23 protein-coding genes are annotated in these 24,736 nt (G+C 44.7%); 17 read left to right on the top strand and 6 right to left on the bottom strand.

What is annotated here, in order from left to right; translation table 11 throughout:
• Positions 1 to 13 precede the first annotated feature (13 nt).
• The 3 genes from thrB to NL643_RS05620 all read left to right on the top strand — a co-directional run bounded on the left by thrB (position 14) and on the right by NL643_RS05620 (position 3,022).
• Positions 14 to 970 carry a homoserine kinase gene (gene thrB, locus NL643_RS05630; RefSeq protein WP_041852994.1) on the top strand — a complete coding sequence of 319 codons (957 nt, stop codon included), beginning with the start codon at positions 14 to 16 and terminating at the stop codon, positions 968 to 970.
• Positions 967 to 2,247, top strand: a complete 1,281-nt coding sequence (thrC, locus tag NL643_RS05625; RefSeq protein WP_253644065.1) for a threonine synthase — start codon at positions 967 to 969, stop codon at positions 2,245 to 2,247. Before thrB ends, thrC begins: the two co-directional genes overlap by 4 nt.
• Before the next feature lie 115 nt (positions 2,248 to 2,362).
• Positions 2,363 to 3,022 carry an NADPH-dependent FMN reductase gene (locus NL643_RS05620; protein ID WP_253644064.1) on the top strand — a complete coding sequence of 220 codons (660 nt, stop codon included), beginning with the start codon at positions 2,363 to 2,365 and terminating at the stop codon, positions 3,020 to 3,022.
• Between the two features lie 92 nt (positions 3,023 to 3,114).
• Here the strand turns inward: NL643_RS05620 and grcA are convergent, their stop codons facing one another.
• On the bottom strand, positions 3,115 to 3,492 hold the full coding sequence (grcA, locus tag NL643_RS05615; protein ID WP_005381814.1) for an autonomous glycyl radical cofactor GrcA: 378 nt from the start codon (positions 3,490 to 3,492) through the stop codon (positions 3,115 to 3,117).
• Positions 3,493 to 3,818: 326 nt separating this feature from the next.
• Here grcA and nfo point away from each other — a divergent pair, with 326 nt between their 5' ends.
• The 3 genes from nfo (at position 3,819) to NL643_RS05600 (ending at position 6,334) form a co-directional block, all read left to right on the top strand.
• The gene (gene nfo / locus NL643_RS05610) at positions 3,819 to 4,706 is read left to right on the top strand and encodes a deoxyribonuclease IV (protein WP_074192052.1); all 888 of its coding nucleotides are present in this window, start codon (positions 3,819 to 3,821) and stop codon (positions 4,704 to 4,706) included.
• A 283-nt stretch (positions 4,707 to 4,989) separates the two neighbouring features.
• On the top strand, positions 4,990 to 5,670 hold the full coding sequence (ung, locus tag NL643_RS05605; protein WP_005396298.1) for a uracil-DNA glycosylase: 681 nt from the start codon (positions 4,990 to 4,992) through the stop codon (positions 5,668 to 5,670).
• Positions 5,671 to 5,782: 112 nt separating this feature from the next.
• Positions 5,783 to 6,334, top strand: a complete 552-nt coding sequence (locus NL643_RS05600) for a hemerythrin domain-containing protein (RefSeq protein WP_253644063.1) — start codon at positions 5,783 to 5,785, stop codon at positions 6,332 to 6,334.
• Positions 6,335 to 6,568: 234 nt separating this feature from the next.
• Here NL643_RS05600 and NL643_RS05595 read toward each other — a convergent pair whose 3' ends face one another.
• Positions 6,569 to 6,754: a DUF3545 family protein gene (locus NL643_RS05595; RefSeq protein WP_005396294.1), complete on the bottom strand. Its 186-nt coding sequence runs from the start codon at positions 6,752 to 6,754 to the stop codon at positions 6,569 to 6,571.
• 721 nt (positions 6,755 to 7,475) lie between these two features.
• On the opposite strand from NL643_RS05595, the gene NL643_RS05590 reads away from it, so the two are divergent.
• Both NL643_RS05590 and yaaA read left to right on the top strand, forming a co-directional pair.
• Positions 7,476 to 8,909, top strand: coding sequence for a sodium:alanine symporter family protein (locus tag NL643_RS05590; RefSeq protein ID WP_005396293.1), 1,434 nt, complete (start codon positions 7,476 to 7,478; stop codon positions 8,907 to 8,909).
• A 111-nt stretch (positions 8,910 to 9,020) separates the two neighbouring features.
• Complete coding sequence (gene yaaA, locus NL643_RS05585) at positions 9,021 to 9,797, top strand: peroxide stress protein YaaA (RefSeq protein ID WP_054867275.1); 777 nt, start codon at positions 9,021 to 9,023, stop codon at positions 9,795 to 9,797.
• A 109-nt stretch (positions 9,798 to 9,906) separates the two neighbouring features.
• On the opposite strand, the gene srmB is transcribed toward yaaA, so the two are convergent.
• Together srmB and NL643_RS05575 are read right to left on the bottom strand one after the other, a co-directional pair.
• Positions 9,907 to 11,130 carry an ATP-dependent RNA helicase SrmB gene (gene srmB / locus NL643_RS05580; protein WP_005396291.1) on the bottom strand — a complete coding sequence of 408 codons (1,224 nt, stop codon included), beginning with the start codon at positions 11,128 to 11,130 and terminating at the stop codon, positions 9,907 to 9,909.
• Between the two features lie 107 nt (positions 11,131 to 11,237).
• The gene (locus NL643_RS05575) at positions 11,238 to 11,957 is read right to left on the bottom strand and encodes a tRNA1(Val) (adenine(37)-N6)-methyltransferase (protein WP_005396289.1); all 720 of its coding nucleotides are present in this window, start codon (positions 11,955 to 11,957) and stop codon (positions 11,238 to 11,240) included.
• 330 nt (positions 11,958 to 12,287) lie between these two features.
• Between NL643_RS05575 and brnQ the strand changes: the two genes are divergently transcribed.
• Positions 12,288 to 13,598: a branched-chain amino acid transport system II carrier protein gene (gene brnQ, locus NL643_RS05570; RefSeq protein WP_006742676.1), complete on the top strand. Its 1,311-nt coding sequence runs from the start codon at positions 12,288 to 12,290 to the stop codon at positions 13,596 to 13,598.
• Between the two features lie 85 nt (positions 13,599 to 13,683).
• Here brnQ and fldB read toward each other — a convergent pair whose 3' ends face one another.
• Positions 13,684 to 14,202, bottom strand: a complete 519-nt coding sequence (gene fldB / locus NL643_RS05565) for a flavodoxin FldB (protein WP_005397338.1) — start codon at positions 14,200 to 14,202, stop codon at positions 13,684 to 13,686.
• A 158-nt stretch (positions 14,203 to 14,360) separates the two neighbouring features.
• Between fldB and xerD the strand changes: the two genes are divergently transcribed.
• The 7 genes from xerD to NL643_RS05530 all read left to right on the top strand — a co-directional run bounded on the left by xerD (position 14,361) and on the right by NL643_RS05530 (position 23,094).
• On the top strand, positions 14,361 to 15,278 hold the full coding sequence (xerD, locus tag NL643_RS05560) for a site-specific tyrosine recombinase XerD (protein ID WP_005397336.1): 918 nt from the start codon (positions 14,361 to 14,363) through the stop codon (positions 15,276 to 15,278).
• Between the two features lie 59 nt (positions 15,279 to 15,337).
• Positions 15,338 to 16,126: a bifunctional protein-disulfide isomerase/oxidoreductase DsbC gene (dsbC, locus tag NL643_RS05555; protein ID WP_012842135.1), complete on the top strand. Its 789-nt coding sequence runs from the start codon at positions 15,338 to 15,340 to the stop codon at positions 16,124 to 16,126.
• 44 nt (positions 16,127 to 16,170) lie between these two features.
• Positions 16,171 to 17,910, top strand: coding sequence for a single-stranded-DNA-specific exonuclease RecJ (gene recJ, locus NL643_RS05550; RefSeq protein ID WP_006742673.1), 1,740 nt, complete (start codon positions 16,171 to 16,173; stop codon positions 17,908 to 17,910).
• A gap of 173 nt (positions 17,911 to 18,083) precedes the next feature.
• A protein-coding gene (prfB, locus tag NL643_RS05545) for a peptide chain release factor 2 (RefSeq protein ID WP_100068604.1) occupies positions 18,084 to 19,182 on the top strand; the annotation gives its coding sequence in 2 pieces (ribosomal slippage) (positions 18,084 to 18,158 and positions 18,160 to 19,182; 1,098 coding nt in all).
• Between the two features lie 34 nt (positions 19,183 to 19,216).
• Positions 19,217 to 20,734, top strand: a complete 1,518-nt coding sequence (gene lysS / locus NL643_RS05540) for a lysine--tRNA ligase (RefSeq protein ID WP_005397328.1) — start codon at positions 19,217 to 19,219, stop codon at positions 20,732 to 20,734.
• Positions 20,735 to 20,978: 244 nt separating this feature from the next.
• Positions 20,979 to 22,313, top strand: coding sequence for a cyclic-di-GMP-binding transcriptional regulator VpsR (gene vpsR / locus NL643_RS05535; RefSeq protein ID WP_253644062.1), 1,335 nt, complete (start codon positions 20,979 to 20,981; stop codon positions 22,311 to 22,313).
• A 529-nt stretch (positions 22,314 to 22,842) separates the two neighbouring features.
• The gene (locus NL643_RS05530; RefSeq protein WP_005397324.1) at positions 22,843 to 23,094 is read left to right on the top strand and encodes a hypothetical protein; all 252 of its coding nucleotides are present in this window, start codon (positions 22,843 to 22,845) and stop codon (positions 23,092 to 23,094) included.
• A gap of 134 nt (positions 23,095 to 23,228) precedes the next feature.
• Here NL643_RS05530 and NL643_RS05525 read toward each other — a convergent pair whose 3' ends face one another.
• Entirely contained in the window at positions 23,229 to 24,263 is a 1,035-nt protein-coding gene (locus tag NL643_RS05525) for an NADP(H)-dependent aldo-keto reductase (protein ID WP_047009105.1), read from the bottom strand.
• Positions 24,264 to 24,417: 154 nt separating this feature from the next.
• Here NL643_RS05525 and NL643_RS05520 point away from each other — a divergent pair, with 154 nt between their 5' ends.
• The gene (locus tag NL643_RS05520; protein ID WP_005397320.1) at positions 24,418 to 24,729 is read left to right on the top strand and encodes a DUF6482 family protein; all 312 of its coding nucleotides are present in this window, start codon (positions 24,418 to 24,420) and stop codon (positions 24,727 to 24,729) included.
• Positions 24,730 to 24,736: the final 7 nt, after the last annotated feature.

The following is a 24,736-nucleotide window of genomic DNA, read 5'->3' as shown; positions in this document are numbered from 1 at the left end:
GAGTTCAAGTGATATGGATGTAGTGGTTTATGCCCCAGCATCAATTGGTAATGTAAGTGTTGGTTTTGATGTATTGGGGGCGGCGGTGTCCCCAGTTGATGGGACCTTGCTAGGTGACAGAGTGCAAGTTAAGGCAGGGACTGAGCCGTTCAGTCTGAAAACTGCGGGTAATTTTGTCTCTAAGTTGCCTACAGAGCCAAAAGAAAACATCGTTTACGATTGTTGGCTGGTGTTTTCTCGCGAGCTAGATAAAAAAGGTGTTGAGCTAAAACCACTTGAAATGACGCTAGAAAAGAACATGCCAATAGGCTCAGGTTTAGGCTCAAGTGCATGTTCTATCGTGGCGGCGCTGGATGCCTTAAACCGATTCCATGGTCAACCGCTGAATGAGACTGAGCTGCTAGCACTGATGGGGGAAATGGAAGGCAAGATCTCTGGTGGTATTCACTATGATAACGTGGCGCCGTGTTACCTTGGTGGTGTTCAGTTGATGCTTGAAGAGCTTGGTATCATCAGTCAAGAAGTGCCTTGTTTTGATGATTGGTACTGGGTCATGGCGTATCCGGGAATCAAAGTATCAACAGCAGAAGCGCGTGAGATCCTACCATCTCAATACCGCCGACAAGATATCATCGCTCATGGTCGTCACCTTGCGGGCTTTATTCATGCGTGTCATTCTGGTCAGCCAGAGCTAGCTGCAAAAATGATCAAAGACGTGATCGCAGAACCGTATCGTGAGAAACTGCTTCCGGGCTTTGCGAATGCACGTCAATACGCTGCATCAGCAGGTGCGTTAGCAACCGGTATTTCTGGCAGTGGTCCAACACTGTTCAGTATTTGCAAAGAGAAAGATGTCGCTGAGCGAGTTGCTCGCTGGTTAGAACAGAACTACGTACAAAACGAAGAAGGATTCGTCCACGTTTGTCGTCTAGATAAGCAGGGTTCGAAAGTAACAGGAAGTGAGCTATGAAGCTTTACAATATAAAAGAAAATGATGAACAAGTTTCCTTTGGCCAAGCCGTTCGCCAAGGGTTAGGCCGTAACCAAGGTCTATTTTTCCCATCGGAATTACCAAAGTTTGAAAACGTTGATGCGCTACTGGCAGAAGACTTTGTTTCTCGTAGCACTAAGATTTTATCAGCGTTTATCGGTGATGAGCTGGCGGAAGAGCAAGTCAACGCGCTTGTGGACGCAGCGTTCCAATTCCCGGCGCCAATCAATCAAGTCAAAGATGGTGTTTACGCGTTAGAGCTTTTCCATGGTCCAACGCTGGCATTTAAAGATTTTGGCGGTCGCTTTATGGCGCAATCTCTTGCGGCGGTATCGGACGGTGGCAAGATCACCATTCTGACTGCGACTTCTGGCGATACTGGCGCAGCCGTTGCGCACGCTTTCTATGGTATGGAAGACATCAACGTTGTGATTCTTTACCCGAAAGGCAAGATTAGCCCACTGCAAGAGAAGCTATTCTGTACGCTAGGCAAGAACATTCACACTGTCGCGATCGATGGCGACTTCGATTCGTGCCAGGCTCTGGTTAAGCAAGCTTTCGATGATTCCGCACTGCGTGAAGAGATCGGTCTGAATTCTGCAAACTCAATCAACATCAGCCGTTTGATGGCGCAAATATGTTACTACTTTGAAGCAGCTGCGCAAATGAGCAAACAAGAGCGTGAAAACCTAGTCGTGTCTGTACCAAGTGGTAACTTTGGTAACCTAACTGCTGGTCTACTGGCAAAAGCGCTGGGTCTGCCGATCAAACGTTTTATCGCTGCAACTAACGCTAATGACACGGTTCCGCGCTACCTAGAAACAGGTAAGTGGGAGCCAAAACCAACGGTTGCAACGACATCGAACGCGATGGACGTGAGCCAACCAAACAACTGGCCTCGTATTGAAGAGCTTTGCCGAGTGAAAGAGTGGGGCCTAGAGACACTAGGTAAAGGCGCGGTTTCAGATGAGCAAAGCGCACAATCTGTGAAAGACCTGTACTCATTGGGCTACCTATGTGAACCGCACGGTGCGATTGCTTACCGCGTTCTTGAAGAGCAACTGCAAGATGGTGAAACCGGTCTGTTCCTATGTACTGCGCACCCAGCGAAGTTCAAAGAAGTGGTGGATGACATTTTGCAATCTGACATCGAGCTTCCTGCACCGCTAGCGAAGCACGCGGCAATGGAACTGCTATCGGAAGAGCTAGACGCAGACTTTGATGCATTGAAACAAGTACTGCGCCGCGTACAGTAATTATTAAAATGATGAACGACGAAAGGTGAATGAGCAATCATTCGCCTTTTTTATTGTCGGTAAGTCTCGACTCTCTTTATGATTGAGAAATGAACTTAAAGATGGAAATAGAAGCATGCATTTTTTGATTTTTCTAGGCTCAGTAAGGGACAGCACACCGCCACGACCAGCCCGCTTGGGCATGCGAGTGAGTAGAGCTTGTGAAACGTTGTTTAAGAATCAGTATTCGCAACATACCGTCGAAATCATTGACCCATTGAACTACGACTTTGACGACGTGTTTAAGCCTGAGTTTGCTTACCATCGAGCTAAAGTGCCAGCCCACTTGAGAGAACTGGCAGACAAAATTAAAAGTGCCGATGGGTACGTGATGGTCAGTCCGGAATATAACCATTCGATGAGTCCTGCCTTGGCTAATATGCTTAACCATTTTGGTAGTTCGCTGTTTTCTTATAAGCCAAGTGCTATCGTGACCTATTCTGCTGGACAATGGGGTGGTGTTCGAGCTGAAGTGTCGATGCGTACCTTCTTATCTGAACTTGGATGTTTACCTGTCTCGGCGATGATTCACATTCCGAAAGCGCAAGAAGTGTTTGACGAACAGGGTGTCGTTGCGGATGAATTGCAGCAGACGCAGTGGGACAGCTATATGAATCGCACAATACATCAACTCATTTGGTGGGCAGAAGGCGCTTCACAACAAAGAGAAAGGCTTGACCCAACCTCACTGGCTGAAGTGTTTAAGAAGGATCCGTCACAGAGAAATGCTCCGTAAAGGAACAGAACGGTTAGATGCATGGAAAAACAAAAAAAGCTTGGCCATTGAGACCAAGCTTTTTAAATGTGAGTAAGTCGATTTTATTGAGATTATAGCGTCTCAGTAAAAGTACGAGCGATGACATCACGTTGTTGCTCTGGAGTTAGCGAGTTGAAACGTACTGCGTAACCAGAAACACGGATTGTTAGCTGTGGGTATTTCTCTGGGTGTGCAACTGCATCTTCTAGTGTTTCGCGTTTAAGCACGTTCACGTTTAGGTGTTGACCGCCTTCGATGCGAGGAGCTGTTTCGATTGCTACTTCACGGCTTTCGTATTCACCTAGATCGCTGATTGCGATAACTTGGTCTGCTTCGTAGCCAGCAGTTGCAGCAACACAACGAGCTTCATTTTTTTCGCTATCTAATAGCCAGATAGAGTTTAGTAGGTCGTCGTTTGCCGCTTTTGTAATTTGGATACCTTGGATCATCACTATCTCCTAGACCACTTACGTGGTGATTATTGGTGTTAATTTTCGAATTTTCGTTGAGCTGAGTATTATATAGCTAATATCCACTATTTTAATATTGATTTAAGTCAAAAAACAACCAAAAACATTATTTTTATTAAGGTGATTTTGTTGAGTTAAATCAATAAAACCTTTGAAAACAAACTAATTACAATTTATTTGATAATATAAAAAATATTTAATAACTCATTTTGTTGTAAATTTACTACAAATTGAGCTTAAAGTTTAAACTCATTAACGCAACTATCTGTATTTAGGTAGCAATACTGAAAGTCTAAAGTGATTAAATGACAAACATGAAAAACAAGCTTGGGAATAAACTCATTGGTGCACATGTCTCTGCTGCTGGTGGGGTCGACCAAGCGCCGTTGAGAGCTCGCGAAATTGGCGCGAATGCGTTCGCACTATTTACAAAAAACCAACGCCAGTGGGTGGCGAAGCCTTTAGAAGCAAAAACCATCAGTGCGTTTAAAGCGAACTGTAAAATGCTGGGTTTCGGCGCAGAACATATTCTTCCCCATGACTCTTATCTAATTAACTTAGGTGCACCAGAAGCGGATAAGTTGGATAAGTCACGCGCTGCATTCATCGATGAGATGGAGCGTTGTAATCAATTGGGTTTAACGTTGCTGAACTTTCACCCTGGGAGCCACTTAAAGAAAGTCTCTGAACAGGAGTGCTTAGCGACGATCGCTGAGTCGATCAATCTTGCGCACAAAGCGGTGCCGAATGTGATCGCGGTAATCGAGAATACGGCTGGTCAGGGTACAAACCTAGGTTGGAAGTTTGAGCATCTTGCTGAAATCATCGATCAAGTGGAAGACAAAGAACGTGTTGGTGTATGTCTCGATACTTGCCACACGTTTACTGCCGGTTACGATCTGCGTACTAAAGAGGATTGTGAGCATACCTTTGCGGAATTCGACCGTATTGTTGGGATGCACTATTTAAGAGCAATGCATCTAAATGATTCAAAAGTTGAGTTTGCCAGCAAAGTGGATCGCCACCACTCTTTAGGCAAAGGAGAGATCGGGTGGGATTGTTTTGAGTACATCGCTAAAGACCCTCGATTTGATAGTATCCCTCTGATTTTAGAAACAATTGATCCGGATATTTGGCAGCAAGAGATCAACACGTTGCGTCAATTCCATTTAGCGGCGATAGATAACCAATGATGTGATCGCAGAGTTGGCACCTTTCTTTCTTAGCCACTTAAGTCAATTGGAATTAAGAAAGAAGGATGCCACTATGTCTCGACCACTCTCTTTTGCTTCTTACGCATATAGCCGCCGCGTGCTTCGTTTGCCGATGCCTAATCGTCACATTACCGGACAGGGGCATTTTCGAACGCCACAGAAGCATTAGTCTTTTATTACTATTCTCAAGTTCGTGGTAAGTTTTTGTTTGTTTGGGTTTCGCTCGTTAGAATAGAAGCAAAATTTAGGACAGGAACTTTCCATGAATCAGTCACCCACTTGGCACGATGTGATCGGCGAAGAGAAAAAACAGAGCTACTTTGTAGACACTTTGAATTTTGTAGAAGCAGAACGCGCTGCAGGCAAAGCGATTTTCCCGCCAGCGAAAGATGTCTTTAATGCGTTTCGTTTTACCGAGTTTAACGATGTTAAAGTAGTGATTCTGGGACAAGACCCATACCATGGTCCAAATCAGGCGCATGGTTTGTGCTTTTCTGTTCTTCCTGGAATCAAAACGCCACCGTCACTCGTTAATATGTATAAAGAGCTGGCTCAAGATATTGAAGGATTCCAGATCCCTCAGCATGGATTCTTACAAAGCTGGGCAGAGCAAGGTGTATTGTTGCTCAATACAGTATTGACGGTTGAGCAAGGTAAAGCGCATTCACATTCAAAAACGGGGTGGGAAACGTTCACTGACCGAGTGATTGAAGCGATAAACCAGCATCAGGAAGGCGTGGTGTTTTTATTGTGGGGCTCTCACGCTCAGAAGAAAGGGCGCTTTATTGATCGTAATAAACATCATGTGTTAGCCGCACCACATCCATCACCACTCTCAGCACACCGAGGTTTTTTTGGTTGTAAGCATTTCTCTCAAGCAAACCAGTTACTTGCCTCGCAAGGAAAAGCACCAATCAACTGGCATTTGCCATTAACTGTATAAAAGAAGAGACAGCGATAATGCTACCATTATCGCTGTTTTTTTGAGCACGCTCGAGGCTGATGGCAAATTTCTCATGTACACTTATTAAAAGTAGGTGTTAAGGAGAGACGCTATGATGATCGAAAGAATTCGACGTGAACACGGCTATATGGTTCGTCTGTTGGCGATACTGCGCCATAAACTTAATGAGATAAAAGAAGAACGTGCGATCAACTACGCATTAGTAAGCGAGATTGTTGATTACCTCTCTAATCATTCAGAAAAAGTTCACCATCCGAAAGAAGATATTCTCTATCACCACTTTCTTGAGCACTATGGTAAGCAACAGACCATGGAAAACTTAGAGAAAGAACACCAAGAGCTAGCAAGTAAAACCAAAGAGTTTGCTTCCTTGATAGAGATGATCCTGCAGGATGCTGTTGTGCCTCAAGACATGTTTATGGCCCACCTAGAGGACTTCATTGAATCACAAAGACGCCACTTGGAGTTAGAGGAGCGAAAAATCCTGCCTCTCATTGAGGAGTTATTCACTACCGAAGATTGGCAGCATGTTGAAAGCTTATGGAGCGTCAGTGAAGATGACCCAGTTTTTGGTGACACCATCGCTGATCGTTATAAACAGTTAGCTGAACGTGTGCGTCAAAGTGATGCTGAGTATGTTTAAGTGTGTGCGATAAAACCTGAGCGAGCGAAAGTATCACTCGGGTTTGTTAGCTGCATTTCTTATTTATTGAGAATTGGACGTAAATTTATCGTTTGCGCTTCTCGACCAAAAGATAGGAAAATTCTTATTGAGTAATAACGGTACTCATACTTAAATCCTGGCGCCTAAACTCAAGTCGTTTACGGTTACTGTAAACAAAAACAAAAGGCACCCTTAAGGTGCCTTTTGTTTGAATTAGAGTTTAATGTCTTCCAAGTTGTAGTCGGTACAGGCATCAAGTTCGCGTAGCTCTTTAAGCAAATTGCGCCTGTCGTTCATCTCTTCTATTTCACGCCACTTTCGCTTTACTGGTTTGGCACGAGATTTGGTTGTTGAGGTAGTATCCAGATTAAAAATGTCATCTAGTTGAAAGCCTTCCATAAGCCACCTTTACCTTTCTTAAGCTAAACTGTTGTAACCAGTCCTTGTGGAGTTTTTTAAGTACCACAATAGCCGTGAGAATAACCATGATATATTTCGCATTTGTGTCGGTAGCATGACATTTTCGTGCAAAAATATTCTCAAAATCACACTTTTCATTGCAATGTGATGGCTAAAAAATGCACAAACGATCTCAAGAAAACGATTAAATAGAGAGATTTTCAATGTTAATTCGATTTGGCGAGTGGGGGGACAGTGCAAAGGTCAAAGTTGCATAAAACCAGTTTGATGAAATAGTGTTCAATTAGATGGTAAGGCACTAGAGCAAATTTATGTAACACCTTGTGAATACTAGCTTGGTCTTAATTATATGGGTCTCCGTTCTGTTTGGTGGGCGATAATTATTTATGTTGGCGTTTGGTAATTGAAATGTTGCGGCTTATGGGTGTTAAGTCTTCCATTTATGTTATTTTTTGGTGACTTTATAGTGAAAAATAACAATGTTATTATCATAGTTGCATATTGATTTTTGCGCTCCTAGGTTGCATTATCCGCCCGTCAAAAAATACGCTGGTACGTAAAATGGATGCATGAAGCGACGTTTACGATTCTAGATTGCCCATAAACATTACTTAAAAAGCTAAGCACACTTTGACACTTAGCAGGCAATTTGGTGGATGGCTTGGACGCATAGACCGGCGCAACTCACTTTGAGGTACACATGACAGACTTAATCAATTTGATGAACGATCTCCTTTGGGGTTCGATTCTGGTTTATCTTCTTGTTGGTGTTGGTATTTACTTCACCGTTCGATTAGGGTTCATTCAGTTCCGCCATTTCGGCCACATGTTCTCTGTTCTTAAGAACAGTCGTAAAGCAGACAAAGCTGGTATTTCTTCTTTCCAAGCGCTTTGTACTAGTCTTGCTGCACGTGTTGGTACAGGTAACATGGCGGGCGTTGCAGTTGCATTGACTGCAGGTGGTCCTGGCGCGATCTTCTGGATGTGGCTGATCGCAATGCTTGGTATGGCAACGTCGTTTGCAGAGAGTACTCTGGCGCAGCTATACAAAACCAAAGATGATGATGGCAACTACCGTGGTGGTCCTGCCTACTACATGGAAAAAGGCCTGGGCATGCGTTGGATGGGCGTATTGTTCTCAGTTTTCCTAATCATCGCTTTTGGTTTGGTATTCAACGCCGTACAAGCTAACTCAATTGCAAATGCAATGAGCACCGCATTTGGTTGGAGTGACCTGTACGTTGGTATCGCGGTTGTAGTACTGTCTGCGATTGTAATTTTCGGTGGTATCAAGCGTATCGCAAAAGTCGCAGAGATGATCGTTCCGATCATGGCGCTGCTTTACTTGGCTCTAGCACTGTTCATCATGTTCTCTAATCTAGAGAAGCTACCTGATGTATTAATGCTTATCTTTAAGAGCGCATTTGGTCTGCAAGAAGCGGCGGCTGGTGGTCTTGGCTACGCGATTGCACAGGCAATGATTAACGGTATTAAACGCGGTCTATTCTCGAACGAAGCGGGTATGGGTTCTGCGCCAAACGCGGCGGCTTCAGCAACGCCTTACCCACCACACCCTGCATCTCAAGGTTATGTTCAGATGCTAGGTGTATTTATGGATACGATCGTTATCTGTTCAGCGACAGTGGCTATCATCCTGATGTCAGGTGAGTATGTCGGTCAAGCAACAGAAGTGACGGGTATCGAGCTAACTCAGCGTGCATTGAGCTCGCAAGTCGGTGATTGGGGTGGCATCTTTGTTGCCGTGGCAATCTTCTTCTTTGCATTTACATCAATCATCGCGAACTACTCGTACGCTGAAACGAACCTAATCTTCCTAGAGCACAACCATAAGGCGGGCCTAAGCATTTTCCGCGTTGTTGTTCTTGGTATGGTGATGTTTGGTGCACTTGCTTCGCTCCCAGTCGTATGGTCACTTGCTGATGTTTCGATGGGGCTGATGGCGATAGTCAACTTGGTGGCAATCATCTTGCTATCTGGCATCGTGATTAAGCTAGCAAAAGATTACAACCGCCAACTTGGTGAAGGTAAAGTACCAACGTTTGATGCGAATGACTTCCCTGAGCTGAAATCTCAGCTTGAAGAAGGCATTTGGTACAACGATAAAAAAGACTAAGTGAGCTATCACTCATAGTTGAAAGCTATTAGTACGATGTAAAAAGCCATGCAGACAATGCATGGCTTTTTTTGTACCCTATTAAAAAACAAAATTAGAGAAGGGAAAGTCATGCTTATCGTAGTTTCTCCAGCGAAGACTCTTGATTACGAGTCTCCGTTAGCGACAGAAAAATTTACTCAACCTGAGTTGGTCGAATACTCAAAAGAGCTTATCGATGTTTGCCGCAAACTGACTCCTGCTGATGTTGCCTCTTTAATGAAAGTGAGCGACAAGATTGCCGATTTGAATGTCGGGCGATTTCAAGAGTGGAGTGAAGCGTTTACCACGGAAAACTCACGACAAGCGATCCTAGCGTTTAAAGGTGATGTTTACACAGGACTAGACGCCGAAACCTTATCTGAGGCGGACTTCGAGTATGCCCAAGATCATTTGCGCATGTTGTCTGGCCTCTATGGTTTACTAAAACCACTCGATTTGATGCAGCCATACCGTCTTGAAATGGGTACCAAGCTTGCAAACGACAAGGGCACAAACTTGTACCAGTTTTGGGGCAATGTGATTACGGATAAGCTTAACGAAGCGATTTCTGCTCAAGGTGATAATGTGCTTATCAACCTTGCATCAAATGAATACTTTAAAGCGGTGAAGCCAAAGAACTTAGATGCGCAAGTGATCACGCCAGTATTCAAAGATTGTAAGAATGGCCAATACAAGGTCATCAGCTTCTACGCGAAGAAAGCGCGCGGCATGATGGCGCGTTACATCATCGAAAACCGTATTGAGAGCGTGGCAGATCTGACTAAGTTTGATACGGCGGGTTACTACTTTGTTGAAGATGAATCGACACCAACAGAGTTAGTATTTAAACGCGAAGAGCAAAACTAAAACTGATTGAGACTTAGTCTACGTTAACCTCTATCAGTACAAACGAAAAAGGGTTGGCAGTGCCAACCCTTTGTTATGTTTTAGCTTGGGCTATTTCGCCCTAACAAAATTATTTCTTCTTAGCGGTTTTCTTTTTCGCTGGTTTCTTCTTGTCTTCTTTTTTCTTTTTCTTCTTAAACACAGGTTTTTTGTGTTTCGGACGCATCTCTTTCACGAAACGCTCTTTGATGTCTTCTTTCACGTAACGTGCAACGCGATCCATCATTGGTTGGTCGTGTGCTTCTACGATTGAGATAGCATTACCTTTCTTACCCGCACGAGCCGTACGGCCAATACGGTGAAGGTAGACATCAGCCGTACGTGGCATGTCGTAGTTAATAACGTGTGACACATCCGGAAGGTCGATACCACGCGCCGCTACGTCTGTCGCGAGCAGCACGTTTACAGTACCATCGCGGAAGCGAGAAATCGCATTGTTACGACGATCTTGAGGCATTTCACCTTGAATCCAAGAACATGGAATCTGTGCGCTCTCAAGCTGCGCTCGTAGCTCTGCCAAACGCTCACGTGTCTTCAAGAAGACAATGGTGCGTTCTGCTTGCTGAGTAATAATGTGTTTTAGTAATTCAAGCTTGTGTTCTGCATCATCAGCACGGTGGTACCACTGAGCAATCTTCTTACGCTCACGCAGTGGCGATTTTGCATCGATCTCTGCTGGGTCATTCAACAGATCAGCGGTAAAGCCCTCTACGCCTTTACCCTCTAAAGTTGCTGAGAACAGAAGGGTTTGTTTACGCCAGCGGCACTCGTTAGATAGACGATCGACAGTAGGAGCAAAACCCATGTCTAGCATACGGTCTGCTTCATCCAGAATTAACCATTCAATCGCACGGCAATCAAAACGCTCTGCATCAATGTATTCTTTTAAACGGCCAGGCGTTGCAACCACAATGTCTTGTGTTGTCGCAAGGATATCGGCGTGCTCTTGGTATTGAACACCACCTGTGATGGTGAAAATGTTCAGTTTAGTGTTTTTTGCCAAAGCTCGTGCTTGATCGGCAATTTGCATCGCCAATTCGCGCGTCGGCGTTAGGATCAAAATACGCGCAGGTCCAGGCTTGCGACGAGGGAAGTCTTGCAAGTATTGCAATGCTGGCAGAACGAAGGCTGCCGTTTTACCAGTACCTGTTGGCGCTGACGCTAGAATGTCACGACCATCCAACGCTTGTGGAATCGCTTCTGCCTGAATTTTTGTTGGGCGTTCATAACCCATCTCTTCAATGGCTTCAAGTAGGTTTTGGTCTAGATCAAGTTCAGCAAAGGTTCTGATCACAATGAGTTCTCCACAAGCAAAGCTTGGTTAATGGTTCGCCACAACAGCATAGAATACAAAAAGGTCGCACATTATAAAGTGATTGGTGATAAGGATCACATGTTATTTCACATCTTAAGATAAAACTCGCGGGTTAATTGGACGAAATCGTCACTGTAACCGTCATGCGAATGAATTATTAAATGGGATTCTTGAGTATCGCAAGGCTGCTTCGCCAGTTCAAATAACAGTCGATGTACCGATTTCTTTTCTGATGGCTGTACACGACAGACTCGCGATAGATGCCAACCTTGGTGTAATGCTAGTTCAATAAACCGTTCGCTTTCGGTGATTGGTAACACAAAATTAGCTTTCCCTTGTTCATCAAGCAACTGATAGCAACGTTGTAGCAATGCGTTGTGGCGTAGCGTATCAGTGTGCCTCGCGGCTGCACGTTGACTGTGTTTCGATTGCTCGCCGCTGTTGAAGTAGGGCGGATTACAAATGATGCGTTGGAATGGATGCGTCGGCGTAAAGTCTAGTATGTCGGAATGATGCACACTCACACGATCTGACCAAGGCGACTGAACTACATTTTTTTGCGCAGCTTCAATAGCTGTTAATTCAATATCGACCGCGGTTATTTGAGCTTCTGTAAAGCGTTGGGCACACATCAGGGCAAGCAACCCGGTGCCAGTGCCAATATCGAGAATTTGAGTGTTGTTCGGGCTTTGAATCCAAGCACCAAGCATGACCCCATCAGTGCTGACGGGCATACCACTCTCGCCGCCCTCAATACAAAATTGCTTAAAATTGAAGCCTTTAGTTTTCAGTTTTTTGCTCTTCATGATTGTTTTATGTTTGCTCAATAATTAAGTGAATTTCTCTATTGTTTCTTAATTGTATAGATTGTTGTTTTGTTGGTTATTAAATTGTATTGTTAATTGTTCGAGATAAAGAACTGGTCTGTTATTTAGATCTGGTTATATCCACTGCTTTTAAGTTTGAAAACTAAATTAATATGGTGTTTTTTTCTTAAAGGTTGCCAAATGATGAGTCTTTCGTCATTATGCGGCGAAAATTTTATAGATTGAACCACGTGTACTTATTGACTTTAGGTATACAAAAAGTGGTCTAAGCATACACAACATTCATTAATTAAAAGACAAGGGTTATCTGTGAAGCAGACGTTAAAACTAACAGATATTATCGCAGTAGGCTTTATGCTATTTGCGTTCTTTTTAGGTGCGGGCAATATCATCTTTCCACCTCTAGCGGGTCAGCTAGCCGGTGAAAACTTAATGCCAGCGATGTTTGGTTTCTTGCTAACAGCGGTAGGTCTACCTCTTATTACTATCGTTGCTATTGCTGTTGCTGGTGGTTCTTGGGATCACTTAACGCAAGACCTTCCGAAAAAAGCAGCGGTTATTATGGCTGCGTTGATCTTCATCATCATCGGTCCTGCGTTTGCAGCGCCTCGTACTGGCCTAGTGGCTTACGAGATGGCGGTGAAACCTTTCTTCCTTGAAGCGTCACAAACGCATCTCACAGCATTTTCAGTGATCTTCTTTATTGCGGCGATGATGTTCTCATGGTTCCAAGGCCGTTTGATTGATCTTATTGGTAAAGTACTGACGCCGGCATTGTTCGTGGGTTTGATCATTCTTGCTGTCGCGGTATTTATTGATCCTCAAGGTGACATGCTGGGCGCGCACGGTGAGTACTTAACGCAACCACTGACCAAAGGCTTCCTAGAAGGCTACAACACAATGGATACGTTCGCGTCATTGATGTTTGGCATGCTGATGGTTGATGCACTGCGCGGCAAAGGCATTACTGAGCGTTCTGCAACGACTAAGTATCTGATCTATGCAGGTTGTATTGCCGCTGCCGGTCTTGCGTTTGTTTACATTTCACTATTCTACTTGGGCGCGACGAGTGCAACTGTTGCTGCTGGTGCAGATAACGGTGGTCTGGTACTTAGCCAATACGTTCAAGCGCTGTTTGGTCCATACGGTCAAATCGTTCTGTCTGTCATTGTATTACTAGCGTGTTTGACAACGGCTATTGGCTTGATTTCTGCGTGTTCAGACTTCTTCAGCTCGAAAACGCCACTGTCATACAAGCAATGGGTACTGATTAACGGTTCTGTTTGTGCGTTGGTTGCGAATGTCGGCCTTGCACAACTGATTTCTCTGTCAGTGCCAGTATTGTTTGCGCTGTACCCAGTGGCGATTGCGTTGGTTGCACTAACATTTGTACGCAGCAAACTGCCAAATCCACGTTTTGCTTACCGCGCGGTACTGCTTGTATCTCTGTTGTTTGCGTTGGTTGACGCGGCAAAAGTATCGGGTGTTGATGTTTCTGCGTTTAACATGTTGCCACTATTCGAAGTGGGCATGGGTTGGGTGCTTCCAACATTTGCGGCTATCGTGTGCATGTTCTTCATCGCGAAACCTCGTCCAGAGCTAGCACAAGAAACAGCGTAATAACTTCGCACTATCAAGATATTAAAAAGCCCGATGAATTACTTCATCGGGCTTTTTATTTTTTATCTTTGAAGCGTTCACACTATTAAAGTGTGTCGTGGAACTCCACAAGAACTTGTTCACACCATTTTTCGATGCGCTCATCACTCAGTTCGTACTGCGAGTCTTCATCTAACGCTAGTCCAACAAACTTGCTGCCATCTTCAATCAGTGCTTTCGATGCTTCAAATTCGTAGCCTTCATTTGGCCAGTAACCGATAAAGGTTGCGCCGGTCGCTTGTAATTCATCGTGAAGTAAGCCCATCGCGTCCAAATACCACTCACCGTAGCCTTCTTGGTCACCCAGACCAAACAGCGCGACAACTTTACCTTTTAATGGTGTTGTTGCGATGTCTTGCCAAATCGCGTTCCAATCTTCTTGAATTTCACCAAAGTCCCAAGTTGAGATGCCAAGGAGTAATAAGTCGTAGTCCGCCATTAGTGATAACGGTGTCTCTTTCACATTGTGAATGTCGACAAGGTCTTCACCAATAATGGTACGAATTTTCTCTGCTGCCATTTCGGTGTAGCAGGTCGTTGAGCCGTAAAAGAGTCCGATTTTCATTATATTCATCGTTATTTGTGTTGCTGTTGTGGAAGATTCTAACCATAAATTGAGGAAGATTGCAGCGAATATCCTAAGCGGGATGATTTTTTTATGGTATTGGATCGGCAGGTGCCTTAATCTAAATACTGTAAATATAAACAGATAAGGAAGCGTTCATGACGGCACAACAGCCTGTCAATCAACAAGATTTTTCGCTTGTTGAACAATTCTTAGATGCGATGTGGATGGAGCGTGGGCTATCAGAGAACACGCTGGCCTCCTATCGAAATGATTTGATGAAGCTGCTCACGTGGATGGAGAAACATCGCTACCGTCTTGATTTCATTAGTTTGTCTGGCTTGCAAGAATACCAAAGCTACCTTGTAGACTTGGATTACAAACAGACGTCCCGTGCGCGTATGTTGTCGGCAATTCGCCGTTTATTCCAATATCTGCATCGTGAGAAAGTACGTGCTGATGATCCGAGTGCGCTCTTGGTCAGTCCTAAACTGCCACAACGCTTGCCCAAAGATATTAGTGAAGAGCAAGTGGACGCCTTGCTCGAAGCGCCAGACCCGAATGATCCTGTGGAATTGCGGGATAAAGCGATGCTGGAACTGCTGTATGCGACTGGTTTGCGTGTGACGGAATTGGTCAGTTTAACTATGGAAAACATTAGTTTGCGTCAAGGTGTTGTGCGTGTCACAGGTAAAGGCGGTAAAGAGCGCTTAGTGCCAATGGGGGAGAACGCGGTAGATTGGATCGAGACGTTTATTCAACAAGGGCGTCCTGCGTTACTTGGTGATACATCATCTGATATTGTTTTTCCTAGCAAACGCGCAAGGCAAATGACTCGTCAGACGTTTTGGCACCGTATTAAGTACTATGCTTTGATAGCAGGGATTGACACTGAACAGTTGTCGCCGCACGTACTGCGTCATGCATTTGCCACGCATTTATTGAACTATGGCGCAGATCTCAGGGTCGTACAGATGCTATTAGGACATAGTGACTTATCGACCACGCAAATTTATACTCACGTGGCGACTGAACGATTGAAGCAGATCCACAGTCAACACCACCCAAGAGCATAACAATGGTTAGATTCATCCATGTCTTCTTGGAAAAACGATTTTATATTAAGGTGAATTTCATGAGCGTATTACGCCGACTAACTCTGCTGACTTTACCATTTTTTGTTACCGCGTGTGGTGCAGAAGAAAGTCAGGCTAAAACGGACACTCCTGCACAGCAAGTGGCACCAGCTGCGCAAAGCAGTTTTGATGAAGCGGCATTAAAAACTAAGTTCTCAAAGCTTGGTTTATCTATCGTTGATATTCAGCCATCAGAAGTTGCTGGTTTATTGGAAATCCAAACTAATGGCGGGATCTTGTTTGCTTCAAATGATGGTAGCCATTTTATCGCCGGTACGCTTTATGCCATCAATGACGATGGTAGTTACAAAGATGTCATTGCAGAGCGCCAAGCGCCGCTTAATGCGGAGAAAATCGCGCAGTTCTCCGATAGCATGATTGAATACAAAGCCGACGATGAAAAATATGCAGTGACGGTATTTACTGATATCACTTGTGGTTACTGTGTGCGTCTGCACAGCCAAATGCAAGGCTATAACGATCTAGGCATTACAGTGCGTTACATGGCTTACCCTCGCCAAGGTGCTACTGGCCCAGTGGCAGAGCAAATGGCGACGATTTGGTGTGCTGAAGATCCAAAGTCGGCAATGCACAACGCGAAAGTGAATCGTACGTTTGATAACCCTGCGAAAGACTTAAAACAGTGTAAAGAAACCATCCAATCACATTACAATCTAGGTCGCCAATTGGGAATTTCTGGTACGCCAGCGATCTTCTTACCGAATGGCGAAATGGTTGGCGGTTACCTACCGCCTGCAGAGCTATTGAAACGTTTAAAGCAACAATAATCCTTTAGGAGCAGAGCCGGCAAAGTCGCCGGCTCTTTTCAAGCATGATAGAAATTCAACGACGTCCTGAACCTGATCTTTCCCTTCTTCCTGATTCCATTCCTCCGATTCTCAAACGTATCTACATCAACCGTGGGATTACGGATCCTGCGCAACTAGAAACGTCAGCTCGTGGTTTGCATTCTTACCAAAAACTCGGGGGGATTGAGCAAGCTGTCGAGCTTTTGTTTCAGGCAATAAAAGAACAAAAACGCATCATCGTTGTCGGTGATTTTGACGCTGATGGTGCGACGAGCTCTGCATTGTCGGTGCTCGCGCTGCGTATGCTTGGTAGTCACAATGTGGACTACCTAGTACCGAATCGTTTTGAAGACGGTTATGGGTTAAGCCCAGAAGTCGTTGACCAGGCATTAGAGCTTGGCGCTGAGATGATCATGACGGTAGATAACGGTGTGTCATCAATCGAAGGCGTGCGTTACGCAAAAGAAAACGGCATTACCGTGCTCGTTACCGATCACCACTTACCGGGACAAGTGTTGCCTGATGTGGATGCAATGGTGAACCCAAACCTTGAGAGCTGTCATTTTCCGTCTAAAGCGCTCGCTGGTGTCGGGGTCGCATTTTATCTCATGATGGCACTATGCGTTCATATGCGAAAACACAATTGGTTTGCTGAGCAGGGCATGCAAGAGCCTAAGTTGATGGAACTGATTGACCTTGTTGCACTGGGTACCGTCGCCGACGTCGTTCCATTGGATGAAAACAACCGCATTCTTGTACACCAAGGCTTGCAACGTATTCGTGCAGGCAAAGCGCGCCCTGGCATTCAAGCATTGATTGAGGTCGCGAAGCGTGATGCGCGTCGTTTGGTGGCGTCCGATTTTGGTTTTGCTTTAGGTCCTCGTATCAATGCTGCTGGTCGCCTTGATGACATGTCATTTGGTGTTGAACTGTTGATGTGTAACAACATTCACGCCGCTCGTCGTATGGCAAGTGAACTGGATGGTTTGAACCAAACTCGTAAAGAGATTGAAGAAGGCATGAAGCAAGAAGCGATGGCTTTCTGCGAGCGTCTTCAGTTTGGTGAAGGCAGTGAGCTTCCTTACGGATTAGCCTTGTTCCAACGTGATTGGCACCAAGGTGTGATTGGTATTTTGGCCTCGCGCATCAAAGAGAAGTTTCACCGTCCAGTCATCGCATTTGCTGATGGCGGAGAAGGGACAATTAAGGGCTCGTGTCGTTCTATTCCGGGGTTACACATGCGTGATGCGTTGGATTTCATCGACACGCAAAACCCAGGTTTGATCATCAAATTTGGTGGTCACGCGATGGCGGCAGGCTTAACAATTAAAGAGCAGGATTTCGAACGTTTCAGCCGTTTATTTGATGAAGTGGTAAAAAAGGAACTCGATGAAGCGGCGCTAAAAGGCGTGATCATGTCTGATGGTGAACTTAAGCCTGAAGAATTCTCTATGCATGTCGCTGAACAGCTGCGGTCTGGTGGCCCTTTTGGACAAGCCTTCCCTGAACCAATCTTTGATGGTGAGTTTAAAGTGTTGCATCAAAAGCTGGTGGGTGAGAAGCATCTTAAATTGATGTTAGAACCGCTTTACAAAGGTCACCCTACCAATGTGATGATCGACGGCATTGCATTTAATGTCGATTTGCGTCGCTGGCCGGATGCATCAGTTAAAACGGTACGTTTAGCTTACAAATTGGATGTGAATGAATTTCGTGGTAATCAATCACTGCAATTGATGATCGATCATATCGAAGCTAAGTAATATTTAGATTAACCTTTCTTATAGAGTACGGTTGCCCCTAAGAGGGTGTAAAATTTTATGACCGTGCTCTCTCTAACCGCAATCTGATTTCTCATCCGAAATTTTCCTGTATCTCGGTCACATTTTTCAGTAGAATTTCTCGGTTAAATTCTATTCTAAAATGTTGAGTAAACATGTTTGAAATCAATCCAATTAAAAACCGTCTGCAGGACGTGTCTCAGCGCACAAATGTCCTGAGGGGGTATCTTTGACTATGACGCGAAGAAAGAGCGTCTAGAAGAAGTCAACGCAGAGCTTGAACAACCTGATGTATGGAACGAACCTGAACGTGCACAAGCACTGGGTAAAGAGCGTGCATCGCTAGAAGCGGTTGTTGAAACTATTGATCAACTAGAGCAAGGTGTAGAAGACGTAGAAGGTCTTCTTGAGTTGGCTGTAGAAGAAGAAGATCAAGAAACATTTGACGAAATCGAACCAGAACTTGCTGAGTTGGAAGAGAAGCTAGAAAAGCTTGAATTCCGTCGTATGTTCTCGGGCGACCATGATAGTTCAGATTGCTACATCGATTTGCAAGCTGGCTCTGGTGGTACGGAAGCACAAGACTGGACCAACATGCTGCTGCGTATGTACCTACGCTGGGCAGAGGCGAAGGGCTTCAAAGCTGAAGTGATTGAAGTCTCTGAAGGTGAAGTCGCGGGTCTTAAGTCGGCAACAGTTCGCATCTCTGGTGAGTATGCCTACGGTTGGTTGCGCACTGAAACGGGCGTTCATCGTCTTGTTCGTAAATCTCCGTTCGATTCAGGCGGCCGTCGCCATACGTCATTTGCGTCTGCGTTCATCTATCCAGAGATTGATGAAAACATCGATATCGACATTAATCCTTCTGACCTACGCATCGACGTTTACCGTGCGTCAGGCGCAGGTGGTCAGCACGTCAACACCACAGAATCTGCGGTACGTATTACGCACGTACCAACGAACACCGTGGTTCAGTGTCAGAATGACCGTTCTCAACATAAGAACAAAGATCAGGCAATGAAACAGCTTCGAGCGAAGCTATTTGAGCTTGAATTGCAAAAGCAAAACGCGGAAAAACAAGCTAATGAAGACGCTAAGTCTGACATTGGCTGGGGTAGCCAGATCCGTTCTTACGTATTGGATGACTCACGTATTAAGGACCTCCGTACGGGCATTGAAAACCGTAATACTCAAGCGGTTCTTGATGGCGATCTGGACAAATTTATTGAAGCTAGCCTGAAATCAGGCCTATAAAGCTTTTCACCGACAAAAACAGGATACATCGAAAATGACTGATGCTGTTCAAAACGAAACTGTACTAGAAGAAAATAAGCTGATTGCTGAACGCCGCGCTAAACTGGATGAAATCCGAAAGAGCTGCAAAGCAAACGGCCACCCAAACGACTTCCGTCGTGACGCACTAGCGGGCGACCTTCAAAAAGAGTTCGGTGAAAAGACGAAGGAAGAGCTAGAAGAGCTTAACCACGTGGTTGCAATTGCTGGCCGTATTATGGCTAAGCGTGGTCCATTCCTAGTAATTCAAGAAACATCTGGCCGTATCCAAGCTTACGCTGCTAAAGACGTACAAAAAGAGCTAAAAGAGAAATACCAAGGTCTTGATATCGGTGACATCATCGGTGTTAAAGGTGCGCTGCACAAATCTGGTAAGGGTGACCTATACGTGAACATGGAAGAATACGAGTTGCTAACTAAAGCACTTCGTCCACTTCCTGAGAAGTTCCACGGTCTTACTGACCAAGAAATGCGTTACCGTCAGCGTTACGTTGATCTGATTGTGAACGAAGATTCACGTAAAGCATTTATTGTACGTTCTAAAGTAATGTCTGCAATTCGTAACTTCATGATCTCAAAACAGTTCATGGAAGTAGAAACGCCGATGATGCACGTGATCCCTGGTGGTGCAAGTGCACGCCCATTCATCACGCATCACAACGCGCTAGACATGCCAATGTACCTACGTATTGCACCTGAGCTATACCTGAAGCGTCTAGTGGTTGGTGGCTTCGATCGCGTATTCGAAATTAACCGTAACTTCCGTAACGAAGGTCTTTCTCCACGTCATAACCCTGAATTCACTATGATGGAATTCTACATGGCGTACGCGGATTACAAAGATCTGATGGACTTTACTGAAGAACTACTAAGCTCGGTAGCGCAAGAAGTTCTAGGTTCAACATCAATGCCTTACGGTGATGAAACGGTTGAATTTGGTGGCACTTACACTCGTATGAGCATGTTTGAAGCAATCAAGCAGTACAACCCAGATCACGCGCAAATCCAAGCGCTAACCGAAGAAGATCTACAAAACCGTGAACTGATGGTTTCTATCGCGAAATCAGTACATGTTGAAGTAGAAGACTTCTGGACGTGTGGTCAGCTTCTAGAAGAAATCTTCGGTGAAACAGCAGAACCTAAGCTAATGCAGCCAACGTTCATCACTGGCTACCCAGCGGACATCTCTCCACTGGCTCGCCGTAGCGATGACAACCCGTTCTTTACAGACCGCTTTGAATTTTTCATCGGCGGTCGTGAAGTAGCGAATGGCTTCTCAGAGCTTAACGATGCAGAAGATCAAGACGCGCGCTTTAAAGCACAGGTTGAAGCTAAAGAGTCTGGTGACGACGAAGCCATGTTCTACGATGCAGATTACATCACTGCACTAGAGCACGGCCTACCACCAACGGCAGGCCAAGGTATCGGTATCGACCGTCTGGTTATGCTACTGACTAACACGCACACTATCCGTGACGTGATCCTATTCCCAGCAATGCGCCCACAAGCGTAATTTGGCAGGATGATCAAAAAAACCACCTTCGGGTGGTTTTTTTATGCCTTTTAGTTAAATAAGTTCAAGTTGTTGCATTTGCTTTTTAATAGGATATGCAAATAAACATTCGCCAAATCTCAATCTATTGCATAGTCTTAATACTGAGACAGACGCGGGGGCTCGGAGTCTCGATAATGTTACCCGCTCGCAAAGATAGGTTTGTGGCGCAAAATTTCTATTAACAATGAAAAAGGGTTAGAGAATGGCTGGGCAGTTTAAGATGGATTCCATCCCGGGATCGCTTGTGGTAGTTGGCGGTACTTATGAGCCTTGGTTATCAGTACTTGAGCAAGTGGGCTGGAAGTGTCACCAAGTGGGTGACTTACGCAAAGCTAATACGTTGTTAGAGGATATTGGTCCATGTATCGGTATTGTCGATCTCAGCCATGACGAATTCAGCTTGAACGGTTTGGCGAACTTAGTCAGTTCTCACAAACACGTGCGTTGGTTAGCGTTTATTCGTGAATCTCAGCTTGGCACTGACACCATATGCCAGTTCATTGTTAACTTTTGTATCGACTTTTTCACTGCGCCAATCCCGGATGCCCAGCTTTTAAGCACGATTGGTCACCAGCTTGGTATGCTCAAGTTGGAGAAAAAAGTTTGGCCTAGTTTTGGTAGCAGCTTAGATATGGGGCTGATAGGTGAATCTATCCCGATGAAGCGTTTACGCGATCAAGTAAAGCGAATCGGTCCGACGGACGTCAGTATTCTGATTTCTGGGGAAAGTGGTACAGGTAAAGAAGCGGTTGCTCGCGCTATCCACAAAGTCTCTTCACGTTCTCATAAACCGTTTATGGCAATTAACTGTCGCGCACTCAATGAGCAACGTTTCCAAGCGGAAGTGTTTGGCATTAACGCCGATGAAGATATGGAAGCATGTATGCTCGAACAAGCGGATGGCGGTACGGTGCTGTTTAATGACATTCTTACTATCTCAAAAGAGCAGCAAATGAATCTGCTGAGATTCTTGCAAGAAGGCAGCATTGATACCAAAGATGGTGTAAAAGCGGTCAATGTGCGCATCCTTGCGGCTAACTCGTCAGATGTAGAAAAAGCCTTGATTGACGGAGATTTTAATGAAGAGCTTTATCACTACATTAACGTATTACGCATTAATGTCCCGAGCTTAAAAGAGCGCGCGAGCGATATTTCTTTGTTAGCGCGCTACTACTTACAAGAGTTTTCTAAAGAGTATAACTCGCAAGCAAAAAGCTTTTCTGAGGATGCACTCAAGGCACTGACACGTTATTTCTGGCCAGGTAACGTACGTGAGTTGATGAACCAAGTGAAACGAGCGGTTCTGATGTCTGACAGCGTAATGATTGAAGAGCATCACCTAGATTTGCCTCAGCGTAATGACTCAAAGCGTAGTTTGAAATCGATTCGTGAGAAGAGTGAGCGTGACGCGTTACTGGTTGTTTTGGAATCTCATTCTGGTCAAGTTTCGAATGCGGCGAAGGAGCTTGGTGTTTCACGCGCGACGATGTATCGACTACTGAACAAACATAATTTGATTTCTGATCAAGCCATGTAAATTTGTTCTTTCTGAAGTTAAATTGGTGAATGAATATCAGTGAAGGAGCGGCTACAAAGCCGCTCTTTTTGTTTTGTATTCAGTTTGATTTATAAAATCCGTAATTTCATATATTCCCTAGGTGAATATGTTATATAGAAAAGTATATGAAACTGAATTGCGGTGTATTGATTTGTTTTTAATCAAAAAGACAAAAAATGTTTGATATATATTCATCAAAGCTTACAATTTAACCGTAACTCAATGAGTTATACCTTTCATAAACGGATTAATTTTTAGCTAGGAGGCGCAAGATGAAACATTACGTTGTTAACACCACTGCTTGCGCTGATCGTATGCCTATCGCTCCGATGACTCTTAAGTCGGATGATACCAATACCACTGGCTCACAAGATAAAAATTAATCCGTAACCTATCTTATTTATTACTAGGCTGCGGAAAAGTAGCGGCTTAGTATCAACAGAACACCTCTGTTCATTTTACGCACTATTTTTCCCAGTCGAATACATCGATAATCGGAGAAAATATTATGCGTCACTCTATTTACTTACAACTGGCAACTTTGCTATTGAAAGCAGACCTTAAACGCGAAGAAAAGCAATGGCAGCGAACCATACGCCGCACTGCTCATGATGTTCCATGGACGAATGTTCATCTATTGAGGGATATTGGTTTAGATAGCGATGGTCGTTCCACACGCGCCAATGTTCCGGATGCAGTAAAAGTTGAACGTCGAGTTCGTCACCTTCGTCGAGTTTTAACGTCGCGAATAATGACGTAATCGTTAGCGTGTTGGACTGACTGAGTTGCTATCGAGTCATTCAACACGCTTAACGTGCGATATGAAGTCATACTTCATTTGATAAACAGCTGACCTTGAAGGTCAGCTGTTTTCGTTTGAGGGGAGCTTTACTGTTAAGGGCAAGGGTTCGAGTAGGTTGTACCAATTGCTTGAATCTCAGTAAGGAGCTCATCGCTTAGTTTTAGATCGATACTGTCGATGTTGGCTTTTAATTGGTCGAGGTTGGTCGCGCCGATAATATTAGATGCTACAAATGGGCGCTGATTGACAAATGCGAGTGCCATTTGTGCAGGATCCAAACCATGCTCTTGGGCTAAATTGACGTAAGCTTCGGTCGCTTTTATCCCCTGAGGAGTAAAGTAGCGCGCAAAACGCTCCCACTTCGTGCATCGAGCACCCTCTGGTCTCTCACCATTCAAGTATTTGCCGCTTAGGCAGCCAAATGCCAGTGGAGAGTAGGCCAGTAGCTGGACACCTTCATAGTGGCTGATTTCAGACAAGCCCACTTCAAAGCTGCGGTTCAATAAGTTATATGGGTTTTGAATGGAGACAATTCTTGGCAAATCGTGTTTCTCTGCCAAACGCAGTAGCGACATCACACCCCACGGCGTCTCGTTTGATACGCCGATATAGCGCACTTTACCTGCATTCACTAATTCTGTAAGCGCTTCCAACGTTTCAATTAACGTGACTTCTTCTTGTTTGTCAGGGTATGGGTAGTTGAGTTGACCAAAGCAGTTAGTTTGACGTTGAGGCCAATGTAACTGGTATAAATCGACATAATCCGTTTGTAGGCGGTTAAGGCTGTCATCAATTGCTGTATGGATGTGGCGACGATTAAGGCTCATGTTGTCTCGGATGTGAGGGACGCCGCGAGGGCCAGCCACTTTTGTTGCCAGCACAACTTTTTCACGTTTGCCGCTCTTTGCTAACCAATTCCCGATGTATTGCTCGGTGAGTCCTTGCGTTTCCGCTTTGGGAGGTACAGGGTACATCTCTGCGGTATCAATGAAATTCACCCCATGATCAAGGGCAAAGTCGAGCTGTTCAAAGGCGTCCTTTTCTGTATTTTGCTCGCCAAACGTCATGGTTCCGAGGCAGATTTTACTGATCTCAAGTGATGAGTGCGGTAGTTTTGTGTATTGCATATCACGTCCTTGAAGAGTTACCGACTAAATAAGTGATTCCAATATAGGGGATTTTTAACCGCTATCGCAAATGATTTACGTATAAAGGAAGACCAAACTCGAAAGCTATACATAGCCTAACTACACTTAAATGATCGTGTGAAGGAGGTACGTTATGCAGAAGCATCAATTGGACATGTGGTTACACGGTCCCCATAAAGATACTTATAAAACTCCCAAAGTATTTGTGATTGGGTGTTCTGATGTCTCTGACTATTTGCTAGCAGTGGAGTACAAGCATCAACTTGAGCCAATTAAAGACGGTGAAGATCCGATACATTTCGGTTCGCTAGATTTGGTGAAAGAAGAGCTGCTGAGGTTAGGGGTAGATAAAGCGTACTTAAGGCTGCACAATGCGTATGACGAATGTGGCACTGAAGAGGCAGCCTCGTACTGTGATATCGAGTTATCGCTCGTGACGCACTAAATGGCGG

Origin of the sequence: Vibrio sp. Y42_MX_L11 (assembly GCF_024181785.1) — a bacterium.
Lineage (GTDB): Bacteria > Pseudomonadota > Gammaproteobacteria > Enterobacterales > Vibrionaceae > Vibrio > Vibrio diabolicus.
Note: the sequence above shows the minus strand (reverse complement) of the source record. Positions and strands in the feature narration are given on the sequence as shown.

Bases quoted from the DNA above. Each gene is read 5' to 3' on its own strand.
- vpsR (WP_253644062.1), top strand. From the start codon at position 20,979: ATGGCTGGGCAGTTTAAGATGGATTCCATCCCGGGATCGCTTGTGGTA.
- NL643_RS05595 (WP_005396294.1), bottom strand. From the start codon at position 6,754: ATGGAAGGCTTTCAACTAGATGACATTTTTAATCTGGATACTACCTCA.
- NL643_RS05590 (WP_005396293.1), top strand. From the start codon at position 7,476: ATGACAGACTTAATCAATTTGATGAACGATCTCCTTTGGGGTTCGATT.
- thrB (WP_041852994.1), top strand. From the start codon at position 14: ATGGATGTAGTGGTTTATGCCCCAGCATCAATTGGTAATGTAAGTGTT.
- NL643_RS05525 (WP_047009105.1), bottom strand. From the start codon at position 24,263: ATGCAATACACAAAACTACCGCACTCATCACTTGAGATCAGTAAAATC.
- recJ (WP_006742673.1), top strand. From the start codon at position 16,171: ATGATAGAAATTCAACGACGTCCTGAACCTGATCTTTCCCTTCTTCCT.
- grcA (WP_005381814.1), bottom strand. From the start codon at position 3,492: ATGATCCAAGGTATCCAAATTACAAAAGCGGCAAACGACGACCTACTA.
- dsbC (WP_012842135.1), top strand. From the start codon at position 15,338: ATGAGCGTATTACGCCGACTAACTCTGCTGACTTTACCATTTTTTGTT.
- xerD (WP_005397336.1), top strand. From the start codon at position 14,361: ATGACGGCACAACAGCCTGTCAATCAACAAGATTTTTCGCTTGTTGAA.
- NL643_RS05575 (WP_005396289.1), bottom strand. From the start codon at position 11,957: ATGAAGAGCAAAAAACTGAAAACTAAAGGCTTCAATTTTAAGCAATTT.
- ung (WP_005396298.1), top strand. From the start codon at position 4,990: ATGAATCAGTCACCCACTTGGCACGATGTGATCGGCGAAGAGAAAAAA.
- thrC (WP_253644065.1), top strand. From the start codon at position 967: ATGAAGCTTTACAATATAAAAGAAAATGATGAACAAGTTTCCTTTGGC.
- nfo (WP_074192052.1), top strand. From the start codon at position 3,819: ATGACAAACATGAAAAACAAGCTTGGGAATAAACTCATTGGTGCACAT.
- NL643_RS05520 (WP_005397320.1), top strand. From the start codon at position 24,418: ATGCAGAAGCATCAATTGGACATGTGGTTACACGGTCCCCATAAAGAT.
- NL643_RS05530 (WP_005397324.1), top strand. From the start codon at position 22,843: ATGCGTCACTCTATTTACTTACAACTGGCAACTTTGCTATTGAAAGCA.
- fldB (WP_005397338.1), bottom strand. From the start codon at position 14,202: ATGAAAATCGGACTCTTTTACGGCTCAACGACCTGCTACACCGAAATG.
- lysS (WP_005397328.1), top strand. From the start codon at position 19,217: ATGACTGATGCTGTTCAAAACGAAACTGTACTAGAAGAAAATAAGCTG.
- NL643_RS05600 (WP_253644063.1), top strand. From the start codon at position 5,783: ATGATGATCGAAAGAATTCGACGTGAACACGGCTATATGGTTCGTCTG.
- yaaA (WP_054867275.1), top strand. From the start codon at position 9,021: ATGCTTATCGTAGTTTCTCCAGCGAAGACTCTTGATTACGAGTCTCCG.
- NL643_RS05620 (WP_253644064.1), top strand. From the start codon at position 2,363: ATGCATTTTTTGATTTTTCTAGGCTCAGTAAGGGACAGCACACCGCCA.